Genomic DNA, 20513 nt, shown 5'->3' with positions numbered 1-20513 from the left:
GGGCTGCGCGCGGTGCGCTGGACGATCGGTGTCCGGCGCGGCATGCTCGGCCGTCACGGAGGAACCATGTCCCTACCACCCGTTAAAGTTCTGTTCGACGAGAACCGCATTGCCGCCCGCAACAAGGAACTGGCGAGCGAAATCGCCGGCGCGGGCTTCGAGAATCTGCTCGTGGTCGCGGTGCTGAAAGGCTCGTTCGTGTTCGCCGCCGACCTTCTGCGGGCGATGCATGCCTCCGGCATGGCGCCGGAAATGGAGTTCGTGCACCTCTCCAGCTATCGCGATGCGCAGGTCTCCTCTGGCCAGGTGACCATCCTGCGGGATGTGGAAAGCGACGTGCGTGGCCGCGACGTGCTGCTGGTGGACGACATTCTGGAATCCGGTCGCACGCTGGCCTTCGCGAAAGACCTGCTGATGGCACGCGGCGCCCGCACGGTGAAGGTGTGCGTGCTCTTGGAGAAGCCCGGCAAGCGGGCGGTGCAGATCGACGCCGACTACGTGGGCTTCATGACGCCGGACGTGTTCGTGGTCGGCTACGGCATGGATGTCGCCCACGCGTTCCGCCAGCTTCCCTTCATCGGCCATATCGAGCAGCTCGACTGAGCCTCGCGGGCGCCGGCTGAGGGAGCCGGCGCCGTTCCGCCGCGCTTAGGTTGCAGCGGTTTATCGCTTGCCATCGTTCAGCGTGATTGGCGTGTGGGGCGGAACCGCGCCGCCGCGCCACCATTTCAACTTTTGGTTGCTTTGTTCCTATTTTGTTCTATTCTCCGGCTGCCGGCCTTTTTGGCCATGGGCAATTGCCGGGGGTGACACATGTTTCCGGAGATCCACGTCTTTTTCAGCGGCCCGTTGCCCGAGCGCACGGCCGTCAATGCGATGTTCAACGCATTGCACTTTCCCTTCGCGCTTCCGGGGCAGGGCGCGCTGGAAGGGCACCGGGGCTTCATGCCCATGCGTCTCCAGCATGTGGACACGGGGTTCGAGTTCGACGTCTTCGACAATGCGGAGATGCTGGCGCTGATGGCCGGCGCCATGGACCCGGCCTTCGACCGCTCCGTCACATTTCGCTGGAGTGGCGATGACGAAGAACGGCTGGCCGCCCTCTGCACGGCTGCCGCGCTGGCGACGATGCTCGGTGCGGTGGTCCTGGACGACGAGGCCGTGAGCCCGTTCTCCGCCGAGGAGGCGGTGGAGAAGGCGCGGGGCATGCTCAAATGGATCGTGCCGCAGCTCGAGGGCGAGCGGGCAATTGGATTTAAGGGGGGCACCAGCCCCATCCATCTGCGGGAGTATCTCAGACCCCTCCTGGAGTCCCGGAAGGATCTGGTGCTGGTGGACCGCTACCTGGTGATGCGGCCTGTCCGCCACGTCCTGCGAGGTGCCGCGCTCGGTCGCTATGACCGCTACGCGGTCGACATCCATCGCCTGCTCATGCCCATGTATGACCCGACCGTGGCCTGCACCAGCTACGATCAACTGCCCGGCGCATGGGAGATCTGGGAGCCGCACTTCCAGCCGCTGCTGCTGGACCAGTTGCGCGAGCAGGTTTTCACGCCGCTCGCCAGCGTGACGAGCCTTTCCGATTTCGCTCGGGTCACGCGCGTGCGCAAGCATCCCAATGGCGAGCACATCATCGCGCTTGTGCGCGCGCTCATCCTCGCCGGGGAGGCAGAACAGGCCGCCGCCTTCGTGGAGGAGGGCGAGCGCACCGTGACGAGCGAGCATGAGGCTGAGCTCATGCGTAAGCTGCGCGGCGATCTGGACCGGGACATCGCCGACATGTGCGCCGACCACCACCGGCGCGAGGCGGACATGGCGTCGGTCCTGAAGCTCAAGGCCATCTGGGAGCCGACGCCGTTTCCGGTGGAATTGCCAAAGGCGAGCCGTGCCGCCCGCACCGACGAGGCGCCCTTCCCGCTGGCGCCATGGGCGCCGCTGCCGGACGACCTCTATGGTGCCCTACCGGAAGAGCTGGACGTACCCGTCTTCTCGAAGCGGCTTCAGGACCAAGGCGACGCATTCATTCGCCTCGTGCCGTTGTCGCGGGAGGACGCCGAACAGAGGCATGAGGCGCATGACCGCTATTGCATGGTGGTCCGGCTGTCTCCCGCGAACCTTCTCACCATCCATTATGGCGTGTGGGATCAGGCGAATCCGGGCGACCGCAGAGATGCCGGTATGCTCGCGCCGCTCGATGTGTTCGTGAACCTGCGCACGCCGGGATGGGGCCTTCATGCCTCCTTCAAGGACGAGCAGCGGGATCTAGGGCGGATGGGGCGCCTTGAGATCATAGTGCACGACCTCGAACGGCATATCCACGTCTGGCAGACCCGTCTCGATGCGGCGAAGGGCGTGCGGGTCACCAAAGACCAGCGGCGGGGGAAATCCGAGATGGAAACGCCCATGAGCGACACGGAGATGGCGCCGTGGCTCACGCCGGTTTTCCCGTTCGGCGACTACTGGACCCTGCTGCGCCGGATCGAGGCCTGCGCCCGCCTTGCCGGCCATGGGCCGCTGCCCGGCGTGCCGCCGCTCGCCTCCTGAGGAGCGGTGACGCGCCCGGCCGGCGCGCGGCATCCGGATGCCGGACGACACTTTCCCGGCCGGCCGTCAGACATGCCGTCGAAGGCGCTCGGTGAAAGTGAGCCCCTGCTGACGCCCGTCGGTCCGTTCAAGGCGCCGGCGCAGCGCTTTCAGCACGCGGCGGGCCCGCGGGACTGCTCGCGGACGGGCCGCTTGGGCCGTGATCTTTGCGGGAGGATGGCGCATGTCGATGGAGCTGCATGTCTTTTTTCGCGGCGCCTTGCCGGCCCGCGCGGCTGTGAACGCCATGTTCAGGGAGCTGACCTTTCCCTTCTCCCTCTCCGGCCGGGGGACGTTGGAGGGGCACCGGGGCTTCCTGCCCATGAAGCTGCGGCGGGAGGAAACGGGCGTCGAGTTCGACGTGTTCGACGATCAGGAGATGATCGCGCAGTTCGCAGGCGAGGTGGATCCGGGTTTCGATCGCTCGGCGAGCTTCCGCTGGGGCGGCGACGAGGATGAGATGCTGGCGGCGCTCTGCACCGCCGCCGCGCTCGCCAAATTGCTCGGGGCCGTGGTGCTGGATGAGGAAGAGGACCGGCCATTCTCCGCCGATCGGGCCGTGGAAATGGCCCGTCGCAGCCTCGATGCCGTCCAGGCCCGCAGGGACGCGGAGAAGGCGAAGGGCCGGGTGCCGGGCACGCGCCCGGCCGACATCAAGCGCTATCTGAAGCCGCTGCTCGCCCTGCGGCCGGATCTGGCCGTGGCGGACCGCGCTCTGGTGATCCGCCCGGTGCGCCATGTGCTGCGCGGGGCCTTCTTCGACCGGACCGGAGACCCCTATTCGTTTAGCGTCTCTCGAATCCTGGTGCCTCTGTACGATGCGCACTTCGACATCTTCTTGCGGGACAGGTTGCGCGGCGCCGGACGGGATGTCTGGGAGCAACATTTCCAGATGCTCCTTCTGGACCAGCTGGCGGAACATGTCTTCGCACCGGCCGGTCAGGTGACCACCCTGTCCGCCGTTGCGGAACGTTTGGCCGGAACATTCAGGAGCCAAGGCGGGGGCAACGCCCTTTTCAAGGCGCCCGTGCGGGCCTTCATCCTCGCGGGCGCGCCGGAGCGGGCCGAGGCCTATCTTGATGATCTCGCGCGGGACAATGCCGACCGACCGCACATGTTGCGGGCGATCCAGGAGCTGCGGAGCGAACTCGACCGCGACATTGCCGAGCTTTGTGCCGAGGCCCATGCGCGTGAAGCCGAGATGGTGGCCGCGCTGAAGCTGCAGAGCGTCTGGGAGCCCTCGCCCTTTCCGGTGGAGGAACCGAAAGCGAGCCACGCGAGGCGCTGCGATGAGGCGCCGTTTTCCATCCGTCCCTGGGTGCCGACGCCGGAGGGCCTGTTCGCGGACGAGCCGGCAGAAACGAACACGCCCGTCTTCTCACACGATCGGCGGGTGCGGGCGGGCCGCAACATGCTGCTCCTTCCCCTCACGCGTGAGGAGGCGGAGCGGCGGCATCACGCACGCGAGGATTACCAGCTCACGGTGCGCCCGATGGAAAAGGGCCGGCTGACCGTCCATTACCTGGGAAAGCGGCCCAAATCGCCCCACGACCCCAAAGATCCGGATTTCCTCCCGTCTCTTTCCATCTGGCTCTCGCTGGACGTCCGGGGGTGGCATGTCCAAGCAACGCTTCGTGGGGACTTGGATCGGCAAGGATGGCTCGGGGACCTGAATGTGGAGATCTCGCCGCAGAGATCATCGCCGGAGGCCTGGTGTGCCGCATTGCGGTCGCGTTCGGGCGTGTTGGAAATCACGGATCGGCGCGAGGGCGAACCGGCGAGGAGGACTGAAATCCCGATGACCGAGGCGGAGATGGCGCCTTATCTGGAGGCGACCTTCGCGTTTGGTGACTATTGGGCGCTGCTGCATCACGTGGATGCCTTCACGCGGATGGCCGGTTACGGCCCGCTGCCGGGCTTGCCCGAGGGCCCGGCCTGAAGCTGCGTCATGTGCGCCACCGCTGGGCACGACCCGGCGACCGATCGGGGCAGCGGGTCTTCGCCCCTCATCCCGGAGGGTCCACGCGTCTGCTGCATCCGCGCCGCTGGGCCCGGTTAGGCAGAGGCCTAAGCCTGCCCAATGGACGGGCCGGTCGGCGCTTTCGGCTGGGCCGCCGGATGGGAGGCGTGCCCGCGCCTTCCCGCGCCCGCTGTCAGAAGTTCCGCAGCAGGCGTTCGATATAGTCCAGCTCCTGCTGGGGACGGTCGGTCTGCTCGAGGCGGCGGCGCAGTTCTTCCAGCACGCGGCGGGCGCGCTGGGCGTCCACCTCGTCCGGCACCTTCACGGTGAAGTCGTCGCCATAATCCTGCGAGCGCATGGGCCGGCCGAGGGGGTCCGTGCGCTGGGCCTGCTCGCCGGAGGGGCCGCCGGGGCCGGGGCCGTTCTGGTCGCCCTGCTGGCCATCGGCCAGCGCCTGCGCGCCCTGCCGCATTGCCTGAAGGGCGCGGCCCTGTGCGTCGAGCGCGCCCTGCCCGTTGCCCTCGCCGAGCGCGCCTTCCGCGTCGCGCATGGCCTGTTCGGCGCGGCCGAAGGCTTCACCGGCGCGGTTGGCGGGATCGCTCGGATCCCCCTGGCCCTGGCCTTGTCCTTGGCCCTGCCCCTGTCCGCGGCCCTGCTGTTGCTGCTGGCGGAACTGCTCCAGCATCTGGCCGAGGCGGCGGCGCAGCTCCTGCTGGCCCTGCTGCAGGCCGCCATAGCCGTTGTCGCCCTCCTGCTGGCCTTCTCCCGGCTGGCCCTGCTGTCCCTGTTGGCCGGGCTGACCCTGCTGGCCGCGCTGGCCCTGTTGCCCCCGCTGGCCGGGACGGCCCTGCTGGTAGGTGCGGTCGCGCAGGCGCTGCTGCTCCTGGATCATGTTGCCCAGTTCGCTCTGCTGCTGCCCCTGCTGGCCGCCGGCCTGACGGTTGCCGGGCTTCATCCCGTCCATCATGGCCTGAAGCTCGTCCAGCAGCTGGCGGGCGGCATCGCGCGAGCCGGAGCGGGCGAGATTCTCGATCCGGTCCACCATGCGCTGGAGATCCTGCGGGCGGATCACGCGGGTGTTCTGGTCCAGCGGCCGGTCGGTGCCGTCACCGCGTTGCGCCTGCTCGGCGAGCTGGCGCATCATCTTTTCCATGGCCTGCCGCAAATCCTGCGCGAGGCGCTGGATCTCCTCGTCGCTGGCGCCGCGTTCGAGGGCTTCGCGCAGGGCCTCCTGCGCCGCGCGCAACTCCCGCTCAGCGGCGCTCAGCGTGCCGTCCTCGATCAGCACCGCCACGTCCCACAGATAGTCCACCACGCCCTTGAGATCGTCGTCGGAGCGGGCGTTCTTCAGCCGGTAATAGGCCGTGCGGAGGCCGAGATATTCATTGGCCGGCAGCGCGAACTTGTCGGGCGCCAGCGTCAGTGCCGCCAGCACGTCCTGCACCCGGCTGCGCGCGCCCACATCCAGCGCGAGGCGGCGGCGCTCCTCGATGAGGGCCCGAGCGACGGGCTTCGAGAAGGCCCGGGCCGGCAGGCGCACCACGCGGGTGTCGCTGGTGCCCTCGTTGCCGGCCTCGTCCTTCGCGACGAGCGTCACTTCCACGCGGGCGCCAGCCCAGGGATGGGTGACGAGATCCTTGGAGGTCTGCGCCGCGCCGCTGCGCCCGCCCTGCGGCAGGGAGAGGGGCAGGTCCGGGGGCGGCACCAGCGGCTGGCCGGCGACGGGCACGGGAGCGCCGGGCCGGGGATAGAGGCCGCGCTCGGGCGGCAGCGCCTTCAGGATCGCCCTGGCTTCCTTGACGCCGTAATCGTCCTCGACCCGGTAGGAGAGAACGAAGGTGTTGCGCGGTCCGGTCTGTGGGTCGCGGGTGAAGCTGATGGTCGGCTTCTGGTCGGGCGTTGCCGCAATGCGCCAGCTCGCGGTGCGCTGGTCGGGGCCACTGAAGGACACGGCGCCGCCGCGCACGATGGTGAAGCGGCGCTCGCCCGGCTGAGGCGCATCGGCGCGCGCGGGGGCGGTTTTGCCGCCTTCGGTCTTGGGGCCGTCCTTCGCGGCATCGGCGGTCTCGGCCGGCTTCACTTCCTCGAAGCCGCTCTCCACCTTCAACGCATCGAGCGGGACGCCGGCGCTGCGCACCACGAGCACGCTGCCGGCGGGTACGGTCACGGCAGCGGCCTGCGCTGTGATCGTGTCCTCGGACCTCAGGCCCGGCAGCACCACCGGCGGCCGTCCCGTATAAGCGGGCGGATCGATCCAGGCATCGAGCCGATAGGCGAGCGGGGTCACGGCCCCGCGCCAGTCGAAGGCGGTGCGGATGCGGCTCCAGTGGTCGCCGGGCGTCAGGAAGAAGGCGGAGACCACACCGAGCAGCGCCAGCGCCCGGAGGGCATAGGGATCACGCTCCGCAAGACGCGGCGCGGGCAGGCCGGCGCGCAGCCGCCGGGCGGCACCCACCGCGCGGGCGACGTGCGCCCGCCACAGGGCGGCGCCCACCGGATCATCGGGACGGGTCGCGAGGGCATCGCCCAGCGCGGTCGCGGGCCGGTGGGGCAGGCCGCTCGCCACATCAAGGCGTGCCAGCGCCTCGGCGCGCGTGGGGCGCTGGATGCGAGCCAGCGGCACCAGAGCGGCGAGGCCAAGAAGAGCAAAGAGAATGAGGCCGATGATCCGGCCGAGCGGCGGCAGGGCGACCCAGAGGCCGGCCCAGGAGGCGACGAGAAACAGCGCCACCGCAACCGCGACCAGCACGAGCGGCGGCCAGGCCCGCTCCCAGAACACCACATGGCGGGCGCGGACCAGAGCCTGCTCCAGCGCGCGGGCGGCCTGAGCCTCAACGGTTCGCGGGGTCTTTCCGTCCGGTGTCGCCGTCACACAGCCTCCCGCACCCGGGGCCTCTCAAAGACGGGGAGTTTAGCACGGGACGGCCGGGAGGCCAGCGCGGGCGCTGCGGAAGCGGGTCACAAGGCCGTTTCCGCAACGCCAGAGAAGGGCACGCGGCCCAAGCCAAGCGGCCCGGACCGTCGAGGTCCGGGCCGCGGGAGGTCAGCTCCAGTAATAGGGTGTCTTGTAATAATCGTGCACGCGGGTCTCGTAGTCGCGATCCCACTGCGGCGTGTCCTTGGTGCCATAATGCGGGCCGCCCTCGAGCTGCTCGCGGGACATGGGCACCACATAGCCGCCCATACCGGTATCGTAATTCAGCGTGGACCACGGCAAGGGATGATAGTCCTCCCCCATGCCCAGGAAGCCGCCGAAGGACATGACGGCATAGGCCACCTTGCCGGAGCGCTTGTCGATCATCACGTCGTAGATCGAGCCGATCTTGTCGCCCGTGGTGTTGTAGACGTTCGTGCCGGACACCTTGTCGCCGGCAATGAGGTTATGGGTTTCGTCGGTCGCGACCATGGCGTTCTCCTCTTTGGTGTTGGGCTCCCGGTCCGTCAGAAAGCGACGGAAACGACGGGAGCAGGTGTTTCCTCGGCAGTCGGGATGGGAATGCCGATGACGAAGCCGCCCTGCCGGGCGTCATAGCGCAGGGCATTCCAGGGGACGGGCCGATCCTCGCCGCCGATGCCGAGCACGCCGCCGAAGGTGATGACGGCGCTCGCGAGCACGCCCGTGCGCTTGTCGATCATCACATCCTGCAGGCTGCCCACATGGTTGCCTTCGGTGTCGAAGACATCGGTGCCCTTGAGGGTGCTGGCCGAGATCAGCGCCTTGGTTTCGTCGTGGGGTTCCATGACGGCCCTCCCTGGCTCCGCGGCGGGACGTCGGGTCCCGCTTGCGGCTCTCCAAGGGTCAACCTCGGGCGGCGCGGACTGTTCCCGCGCGGTGCGTTCACGCGCGCTTGCGCAGGATCTTGAGCCGGCCCAACAGTTCGGCCACCGCCTCGGGCGGCAGGTGGGCGATCTCCACCGCCAGCAGGTTGGCGAGTTCCGTCGCCTCGGGGGAGAGGCCGGCCGTGTCCACGGTCACGCGGGGATGGGAGACTTCCGCGAGGCGCTGCAGGTCCTCCGCCTCGTCCCAGATCACGTTGAAATAGGCGATGATGCGCTGGACGAGGGCCCAGGTCGGCTTGCCGCGCTTGCCGGTTTCCAGCGCGGAGAGATAGGTGGGCGAAACCCCGATGGCGGTGGCCATCTCGGTGAGGGTCGCCCCGCGGGCGGCGCGCAGCTCCCGCATCCGGCGTCCGAACGGCGTCATGCTTCAGCTCCGCTCCCGCCGCCGACGGATGCGCACATAGAGCGCGCCTTCGCCCCCATGGTGGCGGGCGGCATTCTCGAACCCCACCACATAGGGCCGCAGCGCGTGGTCCGAGAGCCATTGCGGCACCGCCCGGCGCAGCACGCCGCGTCCGGCCTCCCCGCCGCGCAGCCAGCCAAGGCCCAGCCCGAGCCCCAAGCCCTCGCTGTCGCCCTTGCCGGTGATGACGAGCACGAGGCTGTGGCCGGCGGCCTGCGCGTCCATGATGAAGAGGTGCAGCCGCCGATGGGCGGCGGCCTGGGTGAGGCCGTGCAGGTCGAGCCGCGCATCCACATCTGCGCCCCGGTTGAGCTTGCGGCGGACCTTGGGCTCGATCTTGGTCAGCGGGGGCGGCGGTGGTGCCGCCGGCGCCAGCGGCCGCTTGCGCGGGTGGAGCACCAGGCCCTTGGGCGCACGGCCCTCCGTCTCGGCGGGGGGCGCCGGTTCCTCGGGAGGCGGCGTCTCGGGCTTGGCGGGCAGCGCCGGGCGCGGGCGCAGCGGCGCCACCGAGCGGGAGACATGCTCCCACAGGGCGCGTTCGTCCTCGCGCAGCACGCGCTTGCGCCGCCGCGGGGTCACGGTGCCGCCTCGCGGGGCTCGAAGCGCGGCAGCAGCAGGAAGAAGTCGCCCGGATCGCGGATGCGCCCGGCGATGCGTCCGGCTTCCGCCCCAGCGCCGAAGAAAAGGTCCGCCCGCGCCGGCCCGACGATGGCCGAGCCCGTGTCCTGCGCGATCATCAGGCGCTGGAAGGGCGTCTCGGGGGCCGGGCTCGCGATGGGAAGACGGGCGCTGATGAAGACAGGCGTGCCATAGGTGTGCAGCGCCCGGTCCACGGCGATGGAACGGCCAGGGGTGAGGCCGATGCCCTGCGCGCCCAGTGCCCCCTCGCCGTCCTTGAGCGGCACCGCCTTGAAGAAGACGAAGGACGGGCTCTCCCGCCGCAGCGCCTTTCCAGCGGCGGGGTCGGCTTCCATGAAGGCGCGGATGCGGTCCATGGACATCTCGTTGCGCGGCACGATCCCGCGCTCGATGAGCAGGCGGCCGACCGGCACATAAGGCTGTCCGTTATGGCCGTCGTAATTCAGCCGGATCACCCGCCCGTCCGGCAGGCGCACGCGGGCCGAGCCCTGGATCTGCATGAAGAAGAGATCGACGGGATCCTTCAGCCAGCAGATTTCGAGGCCGCGCCCGGCGAGCGCCCCGTCCTCGATCTCGGCGCGGTTCCAGTAGGGCACGCGGGCGCCATTCTGCATCCGGTAGGCCGGGCCCTTGTTGCTGCCTGGCGCGTCGCTGATGAGGTCCGGCGGGCGGGCATAGACGGGGACGGCATAGTCCGCGCTGGGGATGAGCGATCCTTCCACCTCCGGCTCGTAATAGCCGGTGAGGAAGCCGCGCGGGCTGGCGGTGGGGGTGATGGCGAAGGGACGGAAATTGGCTTCGAAGAACAGCCGCGCGAGGGCTGGGGTCGGCGTTGCGGTGCCGAGCCGGCGGGCGGCGGCGCACGCCTGCCGCAAGGCGGGCTGGAGGCGGGACCGCGAGGCGGGACCGACTTCCGCGGGCGCCTTGGCCAGCGCCCGGCAGGAGGCGAGGAAGGTGGCAAAGGCCGCTGCCTGGTCGTCGGCCGACCAGCCGGGCAGGGCGCCATAGGCCACCGGCTGAAGGGTTGCGCCGGCCAGGTCCGGCACCGGCGTCGGCGCGAGGGGCGCGGCCCCGGCGGGCACGCCCGTCAAAAAGCCGAGGACCGGGGCCAGCCGGACAAGGTGGGCCAGCCGGAGACGGCCGCGCCGAAAGGCTGCACCGCTCCGGTCCATGGCCCTTTACTGCGCGGCTTCGGTGGCGACGAGCTTCCAGTTCGGGTCGCGCGCACCAAGCTCGCGGGCGAAGGTCCACACGTCGGTCACATCGGCCACGGTGTCGGCGCTGCCGTCCACCACCGCGCCGTCGCGGGAGCGGGTGGCGGAGATGATCTTGGAGACGAAGCGCAGGGTCACCTGGCCAGTGCGGCCGCGCACGCTCGCCTCGATGATCTCCGCCTTCTCGATGGCGACGAAGCGCGATTCCATCGTCTCGCCGCGGCCTTCCCGCTCGGAGATGGCGGCGACGAAGCCGTCGAACACGTCCTTGGAGAGCAGGTCCTTCAGCGTGCGGCGGTCGCCGGCGGCAAAGGCGAGCACGATCATCTCATAGGCGGACTTGGCGCCTTCCACGAAATGCTTGGCGTCGAAGTCCGGCTCGATGGCGGCGATCTGGTCCAGCGCTTCGGCGAGCGGAGAGCCTTCCTCCGTCACGCCCTTCCAGCGGAAGGTGCCGGGCAGGGGCTGGGACACCGGCGCCGTGGGGCGCTGCGGGGCATCGCCAACCCGCTCGGGCAGGCTCACGACATTGTCAGACGAAGGCGCGGCCGGCGGGCGCGGCGTGAAGGGATCGTACGGCGGGCGTTCCTTCCCGGTCCGCTGGCCGAGCACGCTGCGCAGCCGGACGAAGATGAAGACCGCGAGGGCCAGGAAGATAATCGTATAGATGTCGAGCACTGCGTTCCGCCATGCCTTCCAGCCGCTGCGCGGACGCGCGACCGGTATTGTCTCCGCCAGCGTTGCTTTCCCGCCGCGCACGGCCGGCAAGCATTGCCCCTCCATATGTACGCGCGGCGGGCGCAAACGCCAGCCCCCGCCCTGCGAAACACGCGAGGGAACTCACCTTACGGGACCAAGCGTTTGATTGCCACCACAGCGGCTAAGGCGCAGTCGGTGCCGTGAGCCCCGCTTTGGACATCGCGCCCGGCAGCGTTAGTTTGCCCCCGTATGGTGGAGTATCCTGGATGGTATCGACCGCATTGCTTGCAGACATCGGGGGCACCTCGGCCCGCATCGCGCGCGTCGATGCCGGCGGCCAGCCGTATGACATCCGCGTGCTCGCCGGGGAGGACTTTCCCAATCTGGAAGCCCTGTTCGGGCATTATTTCGAACAGACCGGCGGCACCCGTCCCGATGTCGGCGTCTTCGCCGTGGCCGGACCGGTGGATGGCGATGACGTGCGCCTGACCAACCGCGACTGGCGCTTCCAGCGGCCGGCGCTTGCTGCGGCACTGGGTCTCGGCCAGCTCGCCGTGTTCAATGATTTCGTCGCGCTGGCGGAGGGTGTGCCGACCCTCGGCCGCGCCGACCTCGTGCAGGTGGGCACCGGCAAGGCCGTGGAACGCGCGCCCATTCTGGTGTGCGGCCCCGGCACGGGCCTCGGCACCGCCTTACTGCTGCCGCAGGAGGCCGGCTACCGCGTGTTGCCCAGCGAGGGCGGCCATGCCCGCTTCGGCGCGGTGATGGCGGATGAGGCGCGCATCCTCGCCCATCTGGTCCGCGATCTCGGCTCGGTGAGCGTGGAGGCGGTGCTGTCCGGCTCCGGCCTCGTGCGGCTGCACGCGGTGCTTTCCGGCGAGCAGTGCACCTCGCAGCACATCATCCGGTCCGCGCTGACCGGCAGCGGCGCCGAGCTTGAGAGCTGCAACGTCTTCCTGCGCATCCTCGGCCGCATCCTCGGGGATTATGCGCTGCTGTTCGATGCGCGCGGCGGCGTCTTCATTCCCGGCGGCGTCGCCGCAGCTCTGGCACCGCTGTTCGCGGGCTCGCCCTTCCGGGCGGCCTTCGAGGACCATCCGCCCTATACGGCCCGCCTCGCCACGGTGCCGACTCATGTGGTGGTGCATCCGACCCCCGGCCTTGCGGGGGCAGCGGCCATCGCCCAGCGCCTGCTCGCAGCCACCTAGAGCCGGAGCCCTCCGATTCTTTGGTGCGCGGTCCTCAGGCTGCCGTGCGCAGGGCGGCCGGGTCGGCGCAGAAGTCCGCCACCACGGCGGCGAGGGCGTCCGCCAGCGGTGGAGCGCCCTCCCGCACGCACAAGGCGAGTTCCGACGGCCCCAGCGGCGGCAGGAGGCCCTCGGGCAGCGGCCGAAGCGCCGGCGTGAGGGCCCGCCGCTCCAGCACCGAGACCGCAAGGCCGCTCTCCACCGCCGCAAGGATGCCGACGAGGTTCGGGCAGTCATAGGCGATGCGCCAGGCGCGTCCTGCCCGCTCCAGCGCGCCGATGGCGCGGTTGCGATAGAGGCAACCCTGCGGAAAGGCGGCGAGCGGCACCGGGTCCAGCACGGGGAGCGGCGCATCGGCGCGCACGGCCCAGACCAATTGCTCGGGCCAGGTATTGCGCGCACCGCCCCGGCCCGGCTCGCGCTTCATCAGCGCCACGTCGAGATCGCCTTGGGTCAGGCTCGCGTCGAGATCGACGCTGAGCCCGCAGCGCACCGCGAGCCGCACCTGCGGATGGGCCGCCGCGAAGGCCGCCACCATGCGCGTGAGGGCGGCAACCGCAATGTCGTCCGGCATGCCCAGTCGCAGCACCTGCGCAGGCGGCGCGGACGCGAGCGCCGCTTTCGCCTCCGCCGAGAGTGCGAGGATGCGGCGGGCATAGCCGAGCAGCCGCTCGCCATCCTCGGTGAGGCGCACTTGTCGGCCGCCGCGGTCGAACAGGGGCTTGCCGGCCGCCTGCTCCAGCCGCCGGATCTGCTGGCTGACGGTGGATTGCGTGCGGTGGACCCGCTCGCCAGCGCGGGTAAATCCTCCAGCATCCACGACGCTCACGAAGGCATGCAGCAGGTCGAGGTCCAGCATGTGGACTCCATTTAGATTTCCACTATGAGGCATGAAAACATCGAATTTTTCAATTCATCGCCAATGTGGCTTGGTGGGCGCGAGGAGACGCCCCAATGCCCACGGCCAGACTGACGCCAAGCCGCGCCGCCACATCCCCGCTCGGCGCGACGCCGCTGCTGATCGCGCTCTTCTGCGTGCTGTGGAGTTCGGCCTTCGCCGCCGGAAAGATCGCGCTCGCCGAATGTCCGCCGCTGTTGCTGCTCAGCATCCGCTTCCTGATCGCTGGGGCCATCATCCTCGGCCTGTGCGCGGCGCTGGGCGGCTTCCGGCGGCTGGCGGCGCGGGAATGGGCGGCGCTGATCCTCGCCGGAGCGCTGAACAATGGGCTGTATCTGGGACTCAGCTTCACCGGCATGACCACGGTCTCGTCCGGCTTTACGGCGGTCATCATCTCCGCCAACCCGCTCCTGACCGCGCTGGTCGCCGGGCCGGTGCTGGGCGAGCGGCTCACCCTTCGCAAGCTCGCGGGGCTGCTGCTCGGCATGGCGGGCGTCGCCATTGTGCTGCGCTCGCGGCTCGGCAGCGGGCATGAGAGCCTCGTCGGCACGCTGTTCGTGGTCGGGGGCCTCTTCGCCCTCACCGCCGGCACGCTCGTCTACAAAAGGCTGCGCACCTCGGCGGGGCTCTGGCAGGCGAGCGGCATCCAGTGCCTCGCCGGCGGGGTGGTGCTGTTCCCCGTGGCCCTCGCCACCGAGCCCCTGTCCGCCATCCATGTCACCGGCCCGTTCCTCTGGGCCTTCGCCTATCTGGTGGTGGCGGTGTCCATCGGCGGCTACAGCCTCTGGTACTTCATCCTCAACCGCTCCAGCGCCACCGAGGCGACGGCGCTGCACTTCCTCATGCCGCCGCTCGGCCTGTTCTTCGGCTGGGTGGTGCTGGGCGAACACGTGCCGCCGCTGGACTTCCTCGGCGTCGTGCCCATCGCCGCCGGCATCTGGCTGGTGACGCGATAAGTTTCAGTCGAACGCCGTATCGGCAGCGGCCTCGATCGCGGCGCTCTCCAGCCCCAGCGCTGTCAGCGTCTCGACCATGTGCGGCGGCAGGGGCGCGCGGGCGTCGATGGGCGGGCCGTTCTTCGCCACCGGCAGCACGATGCGGCGGGAATGCAGGTGCAGCATCGGCCCGCCGGGCAGGCGAGAGGCGCCGCCATAGATGCTGTCGCCGAGAATGGGAAAGCCGAGATGGGAGAGGTGGGCGCGCAACTGATGGGTGCGTCCCGTCACCGGGGAGAGCGCCATCACCGCGAGACCTTCCGCGCGGGCGAGCACCCGCCAGTCCGTCACCGCCTCAAGGCCACCAGGCGTGCCCTTCGGCACCGCCTGCATCCACCAGCCCCGGTGGGGCGAGCGCTTGGCGAGCGGCTGGTCGATGCGCCCCGTCTCCTCGGCGGGCGCGCCGCGCGTCACAGCCACATAGGTCTTGTCCGCCTGGCCCTCCGCGAACAGGCGGTTGAGCAGCGCCAGAGCCTTGCCGTGGCGGCCGAGCACGAGGCAGCCGGAGGTGTCCTTGTCGAGCCGATGGGCCAGCTCGGGCGCGCGGGGCAGGCCGAAGCGCAGGCCGTTCAGATGGTCGTGCAGCGTCTCCCCGCCCTTGGGGCCGGGATGCACGGGCAGGCCCGCCGGCTTGTCCAGCACCAGCACCATGCCGTCGCGATGGAGCAGGCGCGCGGCAAGCGGCGAGACGGGCGGTTCGGAACGGGCGGCCTGGGACATGGAACAACCGGACAGGGTGGGGATCCGCTCCAGATAGCACGGCCGGGCGGGAAGCGGACCTGCCGGACCCGCGCCATGTGCATGCGGGCGCGCATCTGCATGCAGGATTTGCGGTTTTGCCCCGGCGCCCTGCCCGGTATCGGTTGTTGAAACGATTAAGACTGCGCCGCAGCTGCCGGCCGCTGGGGGATCGATGCCCGACATCCGCCGTTCGTTCGCCTGCGCTGCAGCGGTGCAGCCGCGTGCCCGCCGTTTCGCGGCGGAGGCTTGAGACCTGCCATGTCAGCCGCCACCAAGCCCGCCGGCCGCCGCCTGTTCGGCATCCTGCTCATGTGTCTTGCGGTCTCCACCTTCGCCATCTCGGACGCCATGGCGAAATGGCTCGGCGCCCACATCAATGTCTTCATGGTGGTGTGGGCGCGCTATGTGGTGCACTTCGTCATCGCGCTGGTGGTCTTCAATCCCTGGACGGTGCCCGGCCTGCTCTCCACCCGCCGACCCGTGCTTCAGGTGACCCGCTCGGCCCTCCTCTTCGGCTGCACCATCCTCAACTTCACGGCGCTTCAGTTCCTGCAACTGGACCAGACCGTCTCCATCATGTTCTCCGCCCCCTTCTTCGTCGCCCTCTTTGCCGGGCCGATGCTGGGGGAGTGGGTGGGCGCGCGGCACTGGGCGGCCATTTCGGCGGGATTTGCCGGCATTCTCCTCGTGGCCCAGCCGGGGGCGGGCGGCATCCATCCCGCCGCCCTGCTCTCGCTCTTCTCGGCCGGCTGCTATGCGCTCTACGCCATCCTGACCCGCATGCTGGCGGACACGGACAAGACGCCGACCACCCTGTTCTACACGTCGCTGGTCGGCTCGGTGGTCGCTTCGCTGCCGCTGCCCTTCGCGTGGGAGACGCCGCAGGAGCCGGCCGTTCTCTTGGTGCTGCTGCTGATTGGCCTCGTGGCCGGCGGCGGGCACATGCTGCTCATCATCGCCCACCGCCATGCGCCCGCGGCGGTGCTGGCGCCTTTCCTCTATGTGCAGATCATCGGCATGATCATCCTCGGCTGGGCGCTGTTCCATCAGGTGCCGAGCCTCTGGACGCTGGCGGGGGCGGCCATCGTCATCGCGTCGGGCGTCTATCTGCTCCTGAACGAGCGGCGGGAGCGGGCGCGCGAGACGCTGGAGGCGACGCTGGGGGACTGAGGCACGCAAGCCTCGCGCACCTCGCTTTGGTCAAAATGCCGCCTATGGTGAGGGACTGGCGTGCCGGTTCCCGCCGCGCTTTCCAAGCTCCAACAGGTTCCTGTCCATCATGTCCGCTCCCCGTCTGCTCGTTGTCGAAGGCAATGTCGCCGAAGCCCGCGCCCGTCAGGTGCGGTTCGGAGGCGAAGCGGCGAGCGAGGGCTATGCGCGGCTGCTGCGGGAAATCCTGCCCACCGCCGTGGTGGACATCTGCTATCCGGCCGATCCGGGTGCCAACCTGCCCGACAGCGGCGGCCTCGAGGGCTATGACGGCATCGCCATCACCGGCTCCTCGCTGAACATCTACAATGGCGGCGAGGAGATCCAGAAGCAGATCGACCTCCTGCGCGCCGCCTTCACCACCGGCACGCCGGTCTTCGGCAGTTGCTGGGGCCTTCAGCTCATCACCACCGCCGCCGGCGGCGCCGTGCGCAAGAACCCGCGCGGTCGCGAGGTCGGCTTCGGCCGCCGCATCCGCGTCACCGACGCCGGGCGCGACCATCACATGTATGACGGCAAGCCCGAGGTGTTCGAGGCCATGACCGTGCATCTGGACGAGGTGGAGACGCTGCCCCACGGCGCGCGGCTGCTCGCCACCAACGACCACTCTCAGGTGCAGGCGGCCGAGTTCAAGGTGGGCGCCAGCACCGCTTGGGGCGTGCAGTACCACCCCGAATATCCCTTCCGGGAAATGGCGGCCATCTTCCGCCGCCTCAGCCCCTCGCTGGTGGCCGAGGGCTTCTTCCTCGACGAGGACGAGGAAAGCGCCTTCATCGGCGACCTCGAAAAGCTGGAGCGCGATCCCGCCAATGCCGCGCTCATCTGGCGCCATGGCGTGGACGGGGCTGTCATCTCCAAGGAACTGCGCACCGCCGAGATCCGCAACTGGATCGCCCACCTCGTGCTTCCTGAACGGGCGCGTCGCGGCCGGGCGTGAGGCATTCGGGCTGCGTTCAAGCGCGCAACGCCCGGCCTGCCCGCTCCTAACCTTCCCCCGCAAGCGGGAGAGGGCTTTTCTGGCTCGCATGAGGAAGCCGAACGATCTTCCGGCACGACCTGTCAGCTATGGGACAGGTCCCCTCTCCCGCTTGCGGGGGAGGGATAGGGAGGGGGCCCACGCAAAGCGCGCATAGACTCCCGCCCGTCTCGTCTCCTCAGATCGCCTCTTCCAGCACCAGCAGTTCCGCGCCTTCGTCCACCAGATCGCCGGCGGCGAACAGCACGCGGGCGACGGTGCCGTCACGGGGGGCGGTGACGGTGTGTTCCATCTTCATGGCCTCCACCACCACCAGAGCGGCGCCCTTCTGGACGCTCTGGCCGGGCTCCACCGCCACGCGGATGACCGTGCCCGGCATGGGCGCGACGAGGCGGCCGGCGGTGCCGGTGGCGTCGATGGAGGCGCGGCGGGGGTCCACGAACTCGATCAGGCGCTCGGTTCCGCCAGCGAAGACCGTGAGCTTCATGCCGGAGCGCACCACGCGCGCCCGCAGCTTCACGCCCGCGAGGCGCGCTTCCATGGTGCCGTCGGCCTCGAGCCGGCCTTCCACCTCCAGCGTGCCGCCGGGCAGATCGAGCGCAAAGCCCCGCGCGCGATAATGCGCCCGCACCACGAGGCGGGCGCCGCCATCGGAAAAGGTGAGGTCCACATAGGCCGCGCGGTTGAGCCGCCAGCCGGGGGCGAGGCCCCAGGGTGAGAAGGGATCGGCCGGGTCCGTAGCCGTGGCGGAGACGCGCGCCTCCTCCAGCAGGATGGAGAGGGCGGCGAGCGCCAGCGTGCGGTCGTCCACCGGCTCGGGCGCGGGCAGGAGGTCAGCCCCGAAGCGGCCGATGAAGCCCGTATCGAGATCCGCCGCCGCGAAGGCGGGATGATTGGCGATGGCGGCGAGGAAGGCGCGGTTGGTGGGTAGGCCCACCACTTCGGTCGCGGCCAGCGCGGCGGCCAGCCGTCCCACCGCCTCCGCCCGGTCGGCGCCGCGGGCGATGATCTTGGCGATCATCGGATCGTAATGGATGGATACCGTATCCCCCGCCCGCACGCCGGTGTCGACGCGCACGCCGGGCAGATCATCGGGCAGGCGCAGATGATCGAGCCGGCCCACCTGCGGCAGGAAATCCTTCTGCGGGTCTTCCGCATAAAGCCGCACCTCGATGGCGGCGCCTTCCAGCGGGACGTCCGCCTGCGTGAGCGGCAGCCTTTCGCCGCGCGCCACACGCAACTGCCATTCCACGAGATCCTGCCCGGTGATGGCCTCGGTGACGGGATGTTCCACCTGCAGGCGGGTGTTCATCTCCATGAAGAAGAAGTCCTCGCCCTCGGCGATGAACTCCACCGTGCCCGCGCCCACGTAGCCGACGGCGCGCGCCGCATCCACCGCCGCCTGGCCCATGGCCGCCCGCCGTTCGGGCGAGAGGCCGGGGGCGGGGGCTTCCTCCACCACCTTCTGATGCCGGCGCTGGATGGAGCAGTCGCGCTCGTTGAGATAGACGGCGTTGCCATGGCTGTCGGCAAACACCTGCACCTCGATGTGGCGGGGGCGGGTGAGATACTTCTCGATCAGCACCCGGTCGTCGCCGAAGGCGTTGCGGGCCTCGCGCTGGGCGGAGGCGAGGGCGTCAGCGAATTCCCCCGCCGAGGCCACCACCTTCATGCCCTTGCCGCCACCGCCAGCGGAGGCCTTGATGAGCACGGGATAGCCGATGCGCGCCGCCTCGGCGGCGAGCAGGGCCGGGTCCTGATCCTCACCGTGATAGCCGGGCACCAGCGGCACGCCGGCCTTCTCCATCAGCGCCTTGGCCGCGCTCTTGGAGCCCATGGCGCGGATGGCGGATGCGGGCGGGCCGACGAAGGTGATCCCGGCCTCAGCGCACGCCTCCGCAAAGGCGGCGTTCTCGGAGAGAAAGCCGTAGCCGGGGTGAATGGCATCCGCCCCGCTCGCCTGCGCGGCGGCGATGATGGCATCGATCCTCAGATAACTCTCGCGGGCCGGGGCGGGGCCGATGGGCCAGGCCTCATCCGCCGTCTCCACATGGAGCGCGTGGGCGTCCGCTTCCGAATAGACGGCCACGGTGGCGATGCCCATGGCCCGCGCGGTGCGCATGACGCGGACGGCGATCTCGCCCCGGTTGGCGATGAGAAGCTTGCGCAGGCTCATGCCTGTCCCCAGTTCGGCTTGCGTTTTTCGAGGAAGGCGGAGAGGCCCTCGCGCCCGTCCGCGCTGGCGCGCTGATCGGCGATGCGGCGGGCGGTGTCGGCGATGACCGCTTCAGACAAGGGTTGATCCACCGCCGCCACCAGCGCCTTCGTGGCGGTGAGCGCGGCGGGGCTCGCCGCCTTCAGTGCCTTCAGGTGGCGGGCAATTGCGGTATCAAGATCAGCGGCCGGCACCACCTCATGGATGAGACCGAGCGTGCGGGCGGCTTCGGCCGAAAAGCGTTCGGCGGTGAGGAAATAACGCCGCGCCTGCCGGACCCCCATGGCCCGCGCCAGATAGGGGCTGATGACAGCCGGGATGAGGCCGATGCGCACTTCCGTGACCGCAAACTCGGCCTCGGGCACCGCCACCGCGATGTCCGAGCAGGCAATGAGCCCGATGGCGCCGGCGAAGGCCGAGCCGTGGACGCGGGCCAGCGTCGGCTTGGGCGCGGTGTCGATGATCTGCATGAGCCGGCCGAGCTTTTCGGCGTCCGCCAGATTCTCATCATGGGAATAGCCGGCCATGCGGCGCATCCAGTTGAGATCGCCGCCGGAGCAGAAGGAGGGGCCGTTGGCGGCGAGCAGGATGGCGCGCACCGCCGGGTCCGCGATGGCGCTTTCATAGGCCTGCGTCAGCGCGGCGATGAGCGCGTCATCGAAGGCGTTGTGCACCTCCGGCCGGTTGAGGGTGAGGACGGCAACGCCGTCTTCGAGGGCAGTGAGGAGGCTCATGGGGCGCCTCTTTCGTGAGCGGGAGCGAGAGGCGATGGATGGGAGGCTGGAGGGAGAGCGTCATAGCCGCATGGCCCGCGATCGTTCATCAGGCGGAGAGCGTCATACCCCCCTCCCCAACCCTCCCCCGCAAGCGGGAGAGGGAGCCTGTCTCGCGAGC

18 protein-coding genes are annotated in these 20513 nt (G+C 69.7%); 7 read left to right on the top strand and 11 right to left on the bottom strand.

The window, feature by feature from the left end:
• The first annotated feature begins 66 nt into the window (after positions 1 to 66).
• The 3 genes from hpt to DFO45_RS19240 all read left to right on the top strand — a co-directional run bounded on the left by hpt (position 67) and on the right by DFO45_RS19240 (position 4522).
• Positions 67 to 603, top strand: a complete 537-nt coding sequence (gene hpt, locus DFO45_RS19250) for a hypoxanthine phosphoribosyltransferase (protein ID WP_012173129.1) — start codon at positions 67 to 69, stop codon at positions 601 to 603.
• Between the two features lie 210 nt (positions 604 to 813).
• The gene (locus DFO45_RS19245) at positions 814 to 2544 is read left to right on the top strand and encodes a hypothetical protein (RefSeq protein ID WP_133866130.1); all 1731 of its coding nucleotides are present in this window, start codon (positions 814 to 816) and stop codon (positions 2542 to 2544) included.
• A 361-nt stretch (positions 2545 to 2905) separates the two neighbouring features.
• Positions 2906 to 4522, top strand: a complete 1617-nt coding sequence (locus DFO45_RS19240; protein ID WP_133866129.1) for a hypothetical protein — start codon at positions 2906 to 2908, stop codon at positions 4520 to 4522.
• A gap of 214 nt (positions 4523 to 4736) precedes the next feature.
• Here the strand turns inward: DFO45_RS19240 and DFO45_RS19235 are convergent, their stop codons facing one another.
• From DFO45_RS19235 to DFO45_RS19205, 7 genes are all read right to left on the bottom strand, one after another.
• On the bottom strand, positions 4737 to 7415 hold the full coding sequence (locus tag DFO45_RS19235; protein WP_133866128.1) for a TIGR02302 family protein: 2679 nt from the start codon (positions 7413 to 7415) through the stop codon (positions 4737 to 4739).
• A 171-nt stretch (positions 7416 to 7586) separates the two neighbouring features.
• Positions 7587 to 7949 (bottom strand): PRC-barrel domain-containing protein, encoded by a 363-nt coding sequence (locus DFO45_RS19230; protein ID WP_133866127.1) that lies wholly within the window; start codon positions 7947 to 7949, stop codon positions 7587 to 7589.
• 35 nt (positions 7950 to 7984) lie between these two features.
• A complete protein-coding gene (locus tag DFO45_RS19225) occupies positions 7985 to 8284 on the bottom strand; it encodes a PRC-barrel domain-containing protein (RefSeq protein ID WP_133866126.1) in 300 nt (99 codons plus the stop codon).
• A gap of 97 nt (positions 8285 to 8381) precedes the next feature.
• Positions 8382 to 8747, bottom strand: a complete 366-nt coding sequence (locus tag DFO45_RS19220) for a helix-turn-helix transcriptional regulator (RefSeq protein ID WP_012173122.1) — start codon at positions 8745 to 8747, stop codon at positions 8382 to 8384.
• A gap of 3 nt (positions 8748 to 8750) precedes the next feature.
• Positions 8751 to 9365 (bottom strand): Smr/MutS family protein, encoded by a 615-nt coding sequence (locus tag DFO45_RS19215; protein WP_133866125.1) that lies wholly within the window; start codon positions 9363 to 9365, stop codon positions 8751 to 8753.
• Complete coding sequence (locus DFO45_RS19210; protein ID WP_133866124.1) at positions 9362 to 10597, bottom strand: MltA domain-containing protein; 1236 nt, start codon at positions 10595 to 10597, stop codon at positions 9362 to 9364. Before DFO45_RS19210 ends, DFO45_RS19215 begins: the two co-directional genes overlap by 4 nt.
• 6 nt (positions 10598 to 10603) lie before the next feature.
• Positions 10604 to 11317, bottom strand: coding sequence for a Tim44/TimA family putative adaptor protein (locus tag DFO45_RS19205; RefSeq protein ID WP_043879812.1), 714 nt, complete (start codon positions 11315 to 11317; stop codon positions 10604 to 10606).
• A 287-nt stretch (positions 11318 to 11604) separates the two neighbouring features.
• Here DFO45_RS19205 and glk point away from each other — a divergent pair, with 287 nt between their 5' ends.
• A complete protein-coding gene (glk, locus tag DFO45_RS19200; RefSeq protein ID WP_133866123.1) occupies positions 11605 to 12546 on the top strand; it encodes a glucokinase in 942 nt (313 codons plus the stop codon).
• A gap of 34 nt (positions 12547 to 12580) precedes the next feature.
• On the opposite strand, the gene DFO45_RS19195 is transcribed toward glk, so the two are convergent.
• Positions 12581 to 13444 (bottom strand): LysR substrate-binding domain-containing protein, encoded by an 864-nt coding sequence (locus DFO45_RS19195; RefSeq protein ID WP_133866122.1) that lies wholly within the window; start codon positions 13442 to 13444, stop codon positions 12581 to 12583.
• Positions 13445 to 13539: 95 nt separating this feature from the next.
• Between DFO45_RS19195 and DFO45_RS19190 the strand changes: the two genes are divergently transcribed.
• Complete coding sequence (locus DFO45_RS19190) at positions 13540 to 14439, top strand: DMT family transporter (RefSeq protein WP_133866121.1); 900 nt, start codon at positions 13540 to 13542, stop codon at positions 14437 to 14439.
• Between the two features lie 3 nt (positions 14440 to 14442).
• Here DFO45_RS19190 and DFO45_RS19185 read toward each other — a convergent pair whose 3' ends face one another.
• Entirely contained in the window at positions 14443 to 15198 is a 756-nt protein-coding gene (locus tag DFO45_RS19185; protein ID WP_133866120.1) for an RNA pseudouridine synthase, read from the bottom strand.
• Between the two features lie 279 nt (positions 15199 to 15477).
• On the opposite strand from DFO45_RS19185, the gene DFO45_RS19180 reads away from it, so the two are divergent.
• Together DFO45_RS19180 and DFO45_RS19175 are read left to right on the top strand one after the other, a co-directional pair.
• Positions 15478 to 16389: a DMT family transporter gene (locus tag DFO45_RS19180; RefSeq protein WP_133866119.1), complete on the top strand. Its 912-nt coding sequence runs from the start codon at positions 15478 to 15480 to the stop codon at positions 16387 to 16389.
• Positions 16390 to 16498: 109 nt separating this feature from the next.
• Entirely contained in the window at positions 16499 to 17365 is an 867-nt protein-coding gene (locus DFO45_RS19175) for a type 1 glutamine amidotransferase (protein ID WP_133866118.1), read from the top strand.
• 217 nt (positions 17366 to 17582) lie between these two features.
• On the opposite strand, the gene DFO45_RS19170 is transcribed toward DFO45_RS19175, so the two are convergent.
• Entirely contained in the window at positions 17583 to 19580 is a 1998-nt protein-coding gene (locus tag DFO45_RS19170) for an acetyl/propionyl/methylcrotonyl-CoA carboxylase subunit alpha (RefSeq protein WP_133866117.1), read from the bottom strand.
• Complete coding sequence (locus DFO45_RS19165; RefSeq protein WP_133866116.1) at positions 19577 to 20353, bottom strand: enoyl-CoA hydratase/isomerase family protein; 777 nt, start codon at positions 20351 to 20353, stop codon at positions 19577 to 19579. The genes DFO45_RS19170 and DFO45_RS19165 overlap by 4 nt, the downstream gene beginning before the upstream one ends.
• Positions 20354 to 20513: the final 160 nt, after the last annotated feature.

It is taken from the genome of Azorhizobium sp. AG788, from assembly GCF_004364705.1.
GTDB classification, from domain to species: Bacteria; Pseudomonadota; Alphaproteobacteria; order Rhizobiales; family Xanthobacteraceae; genus Azorhizobium; species Azorhizobium caulinodans.
Note: the sequence above shows the minus strand (reverse complement) of the source record. Positions and strands in the feature narration are given on the sequence as shown.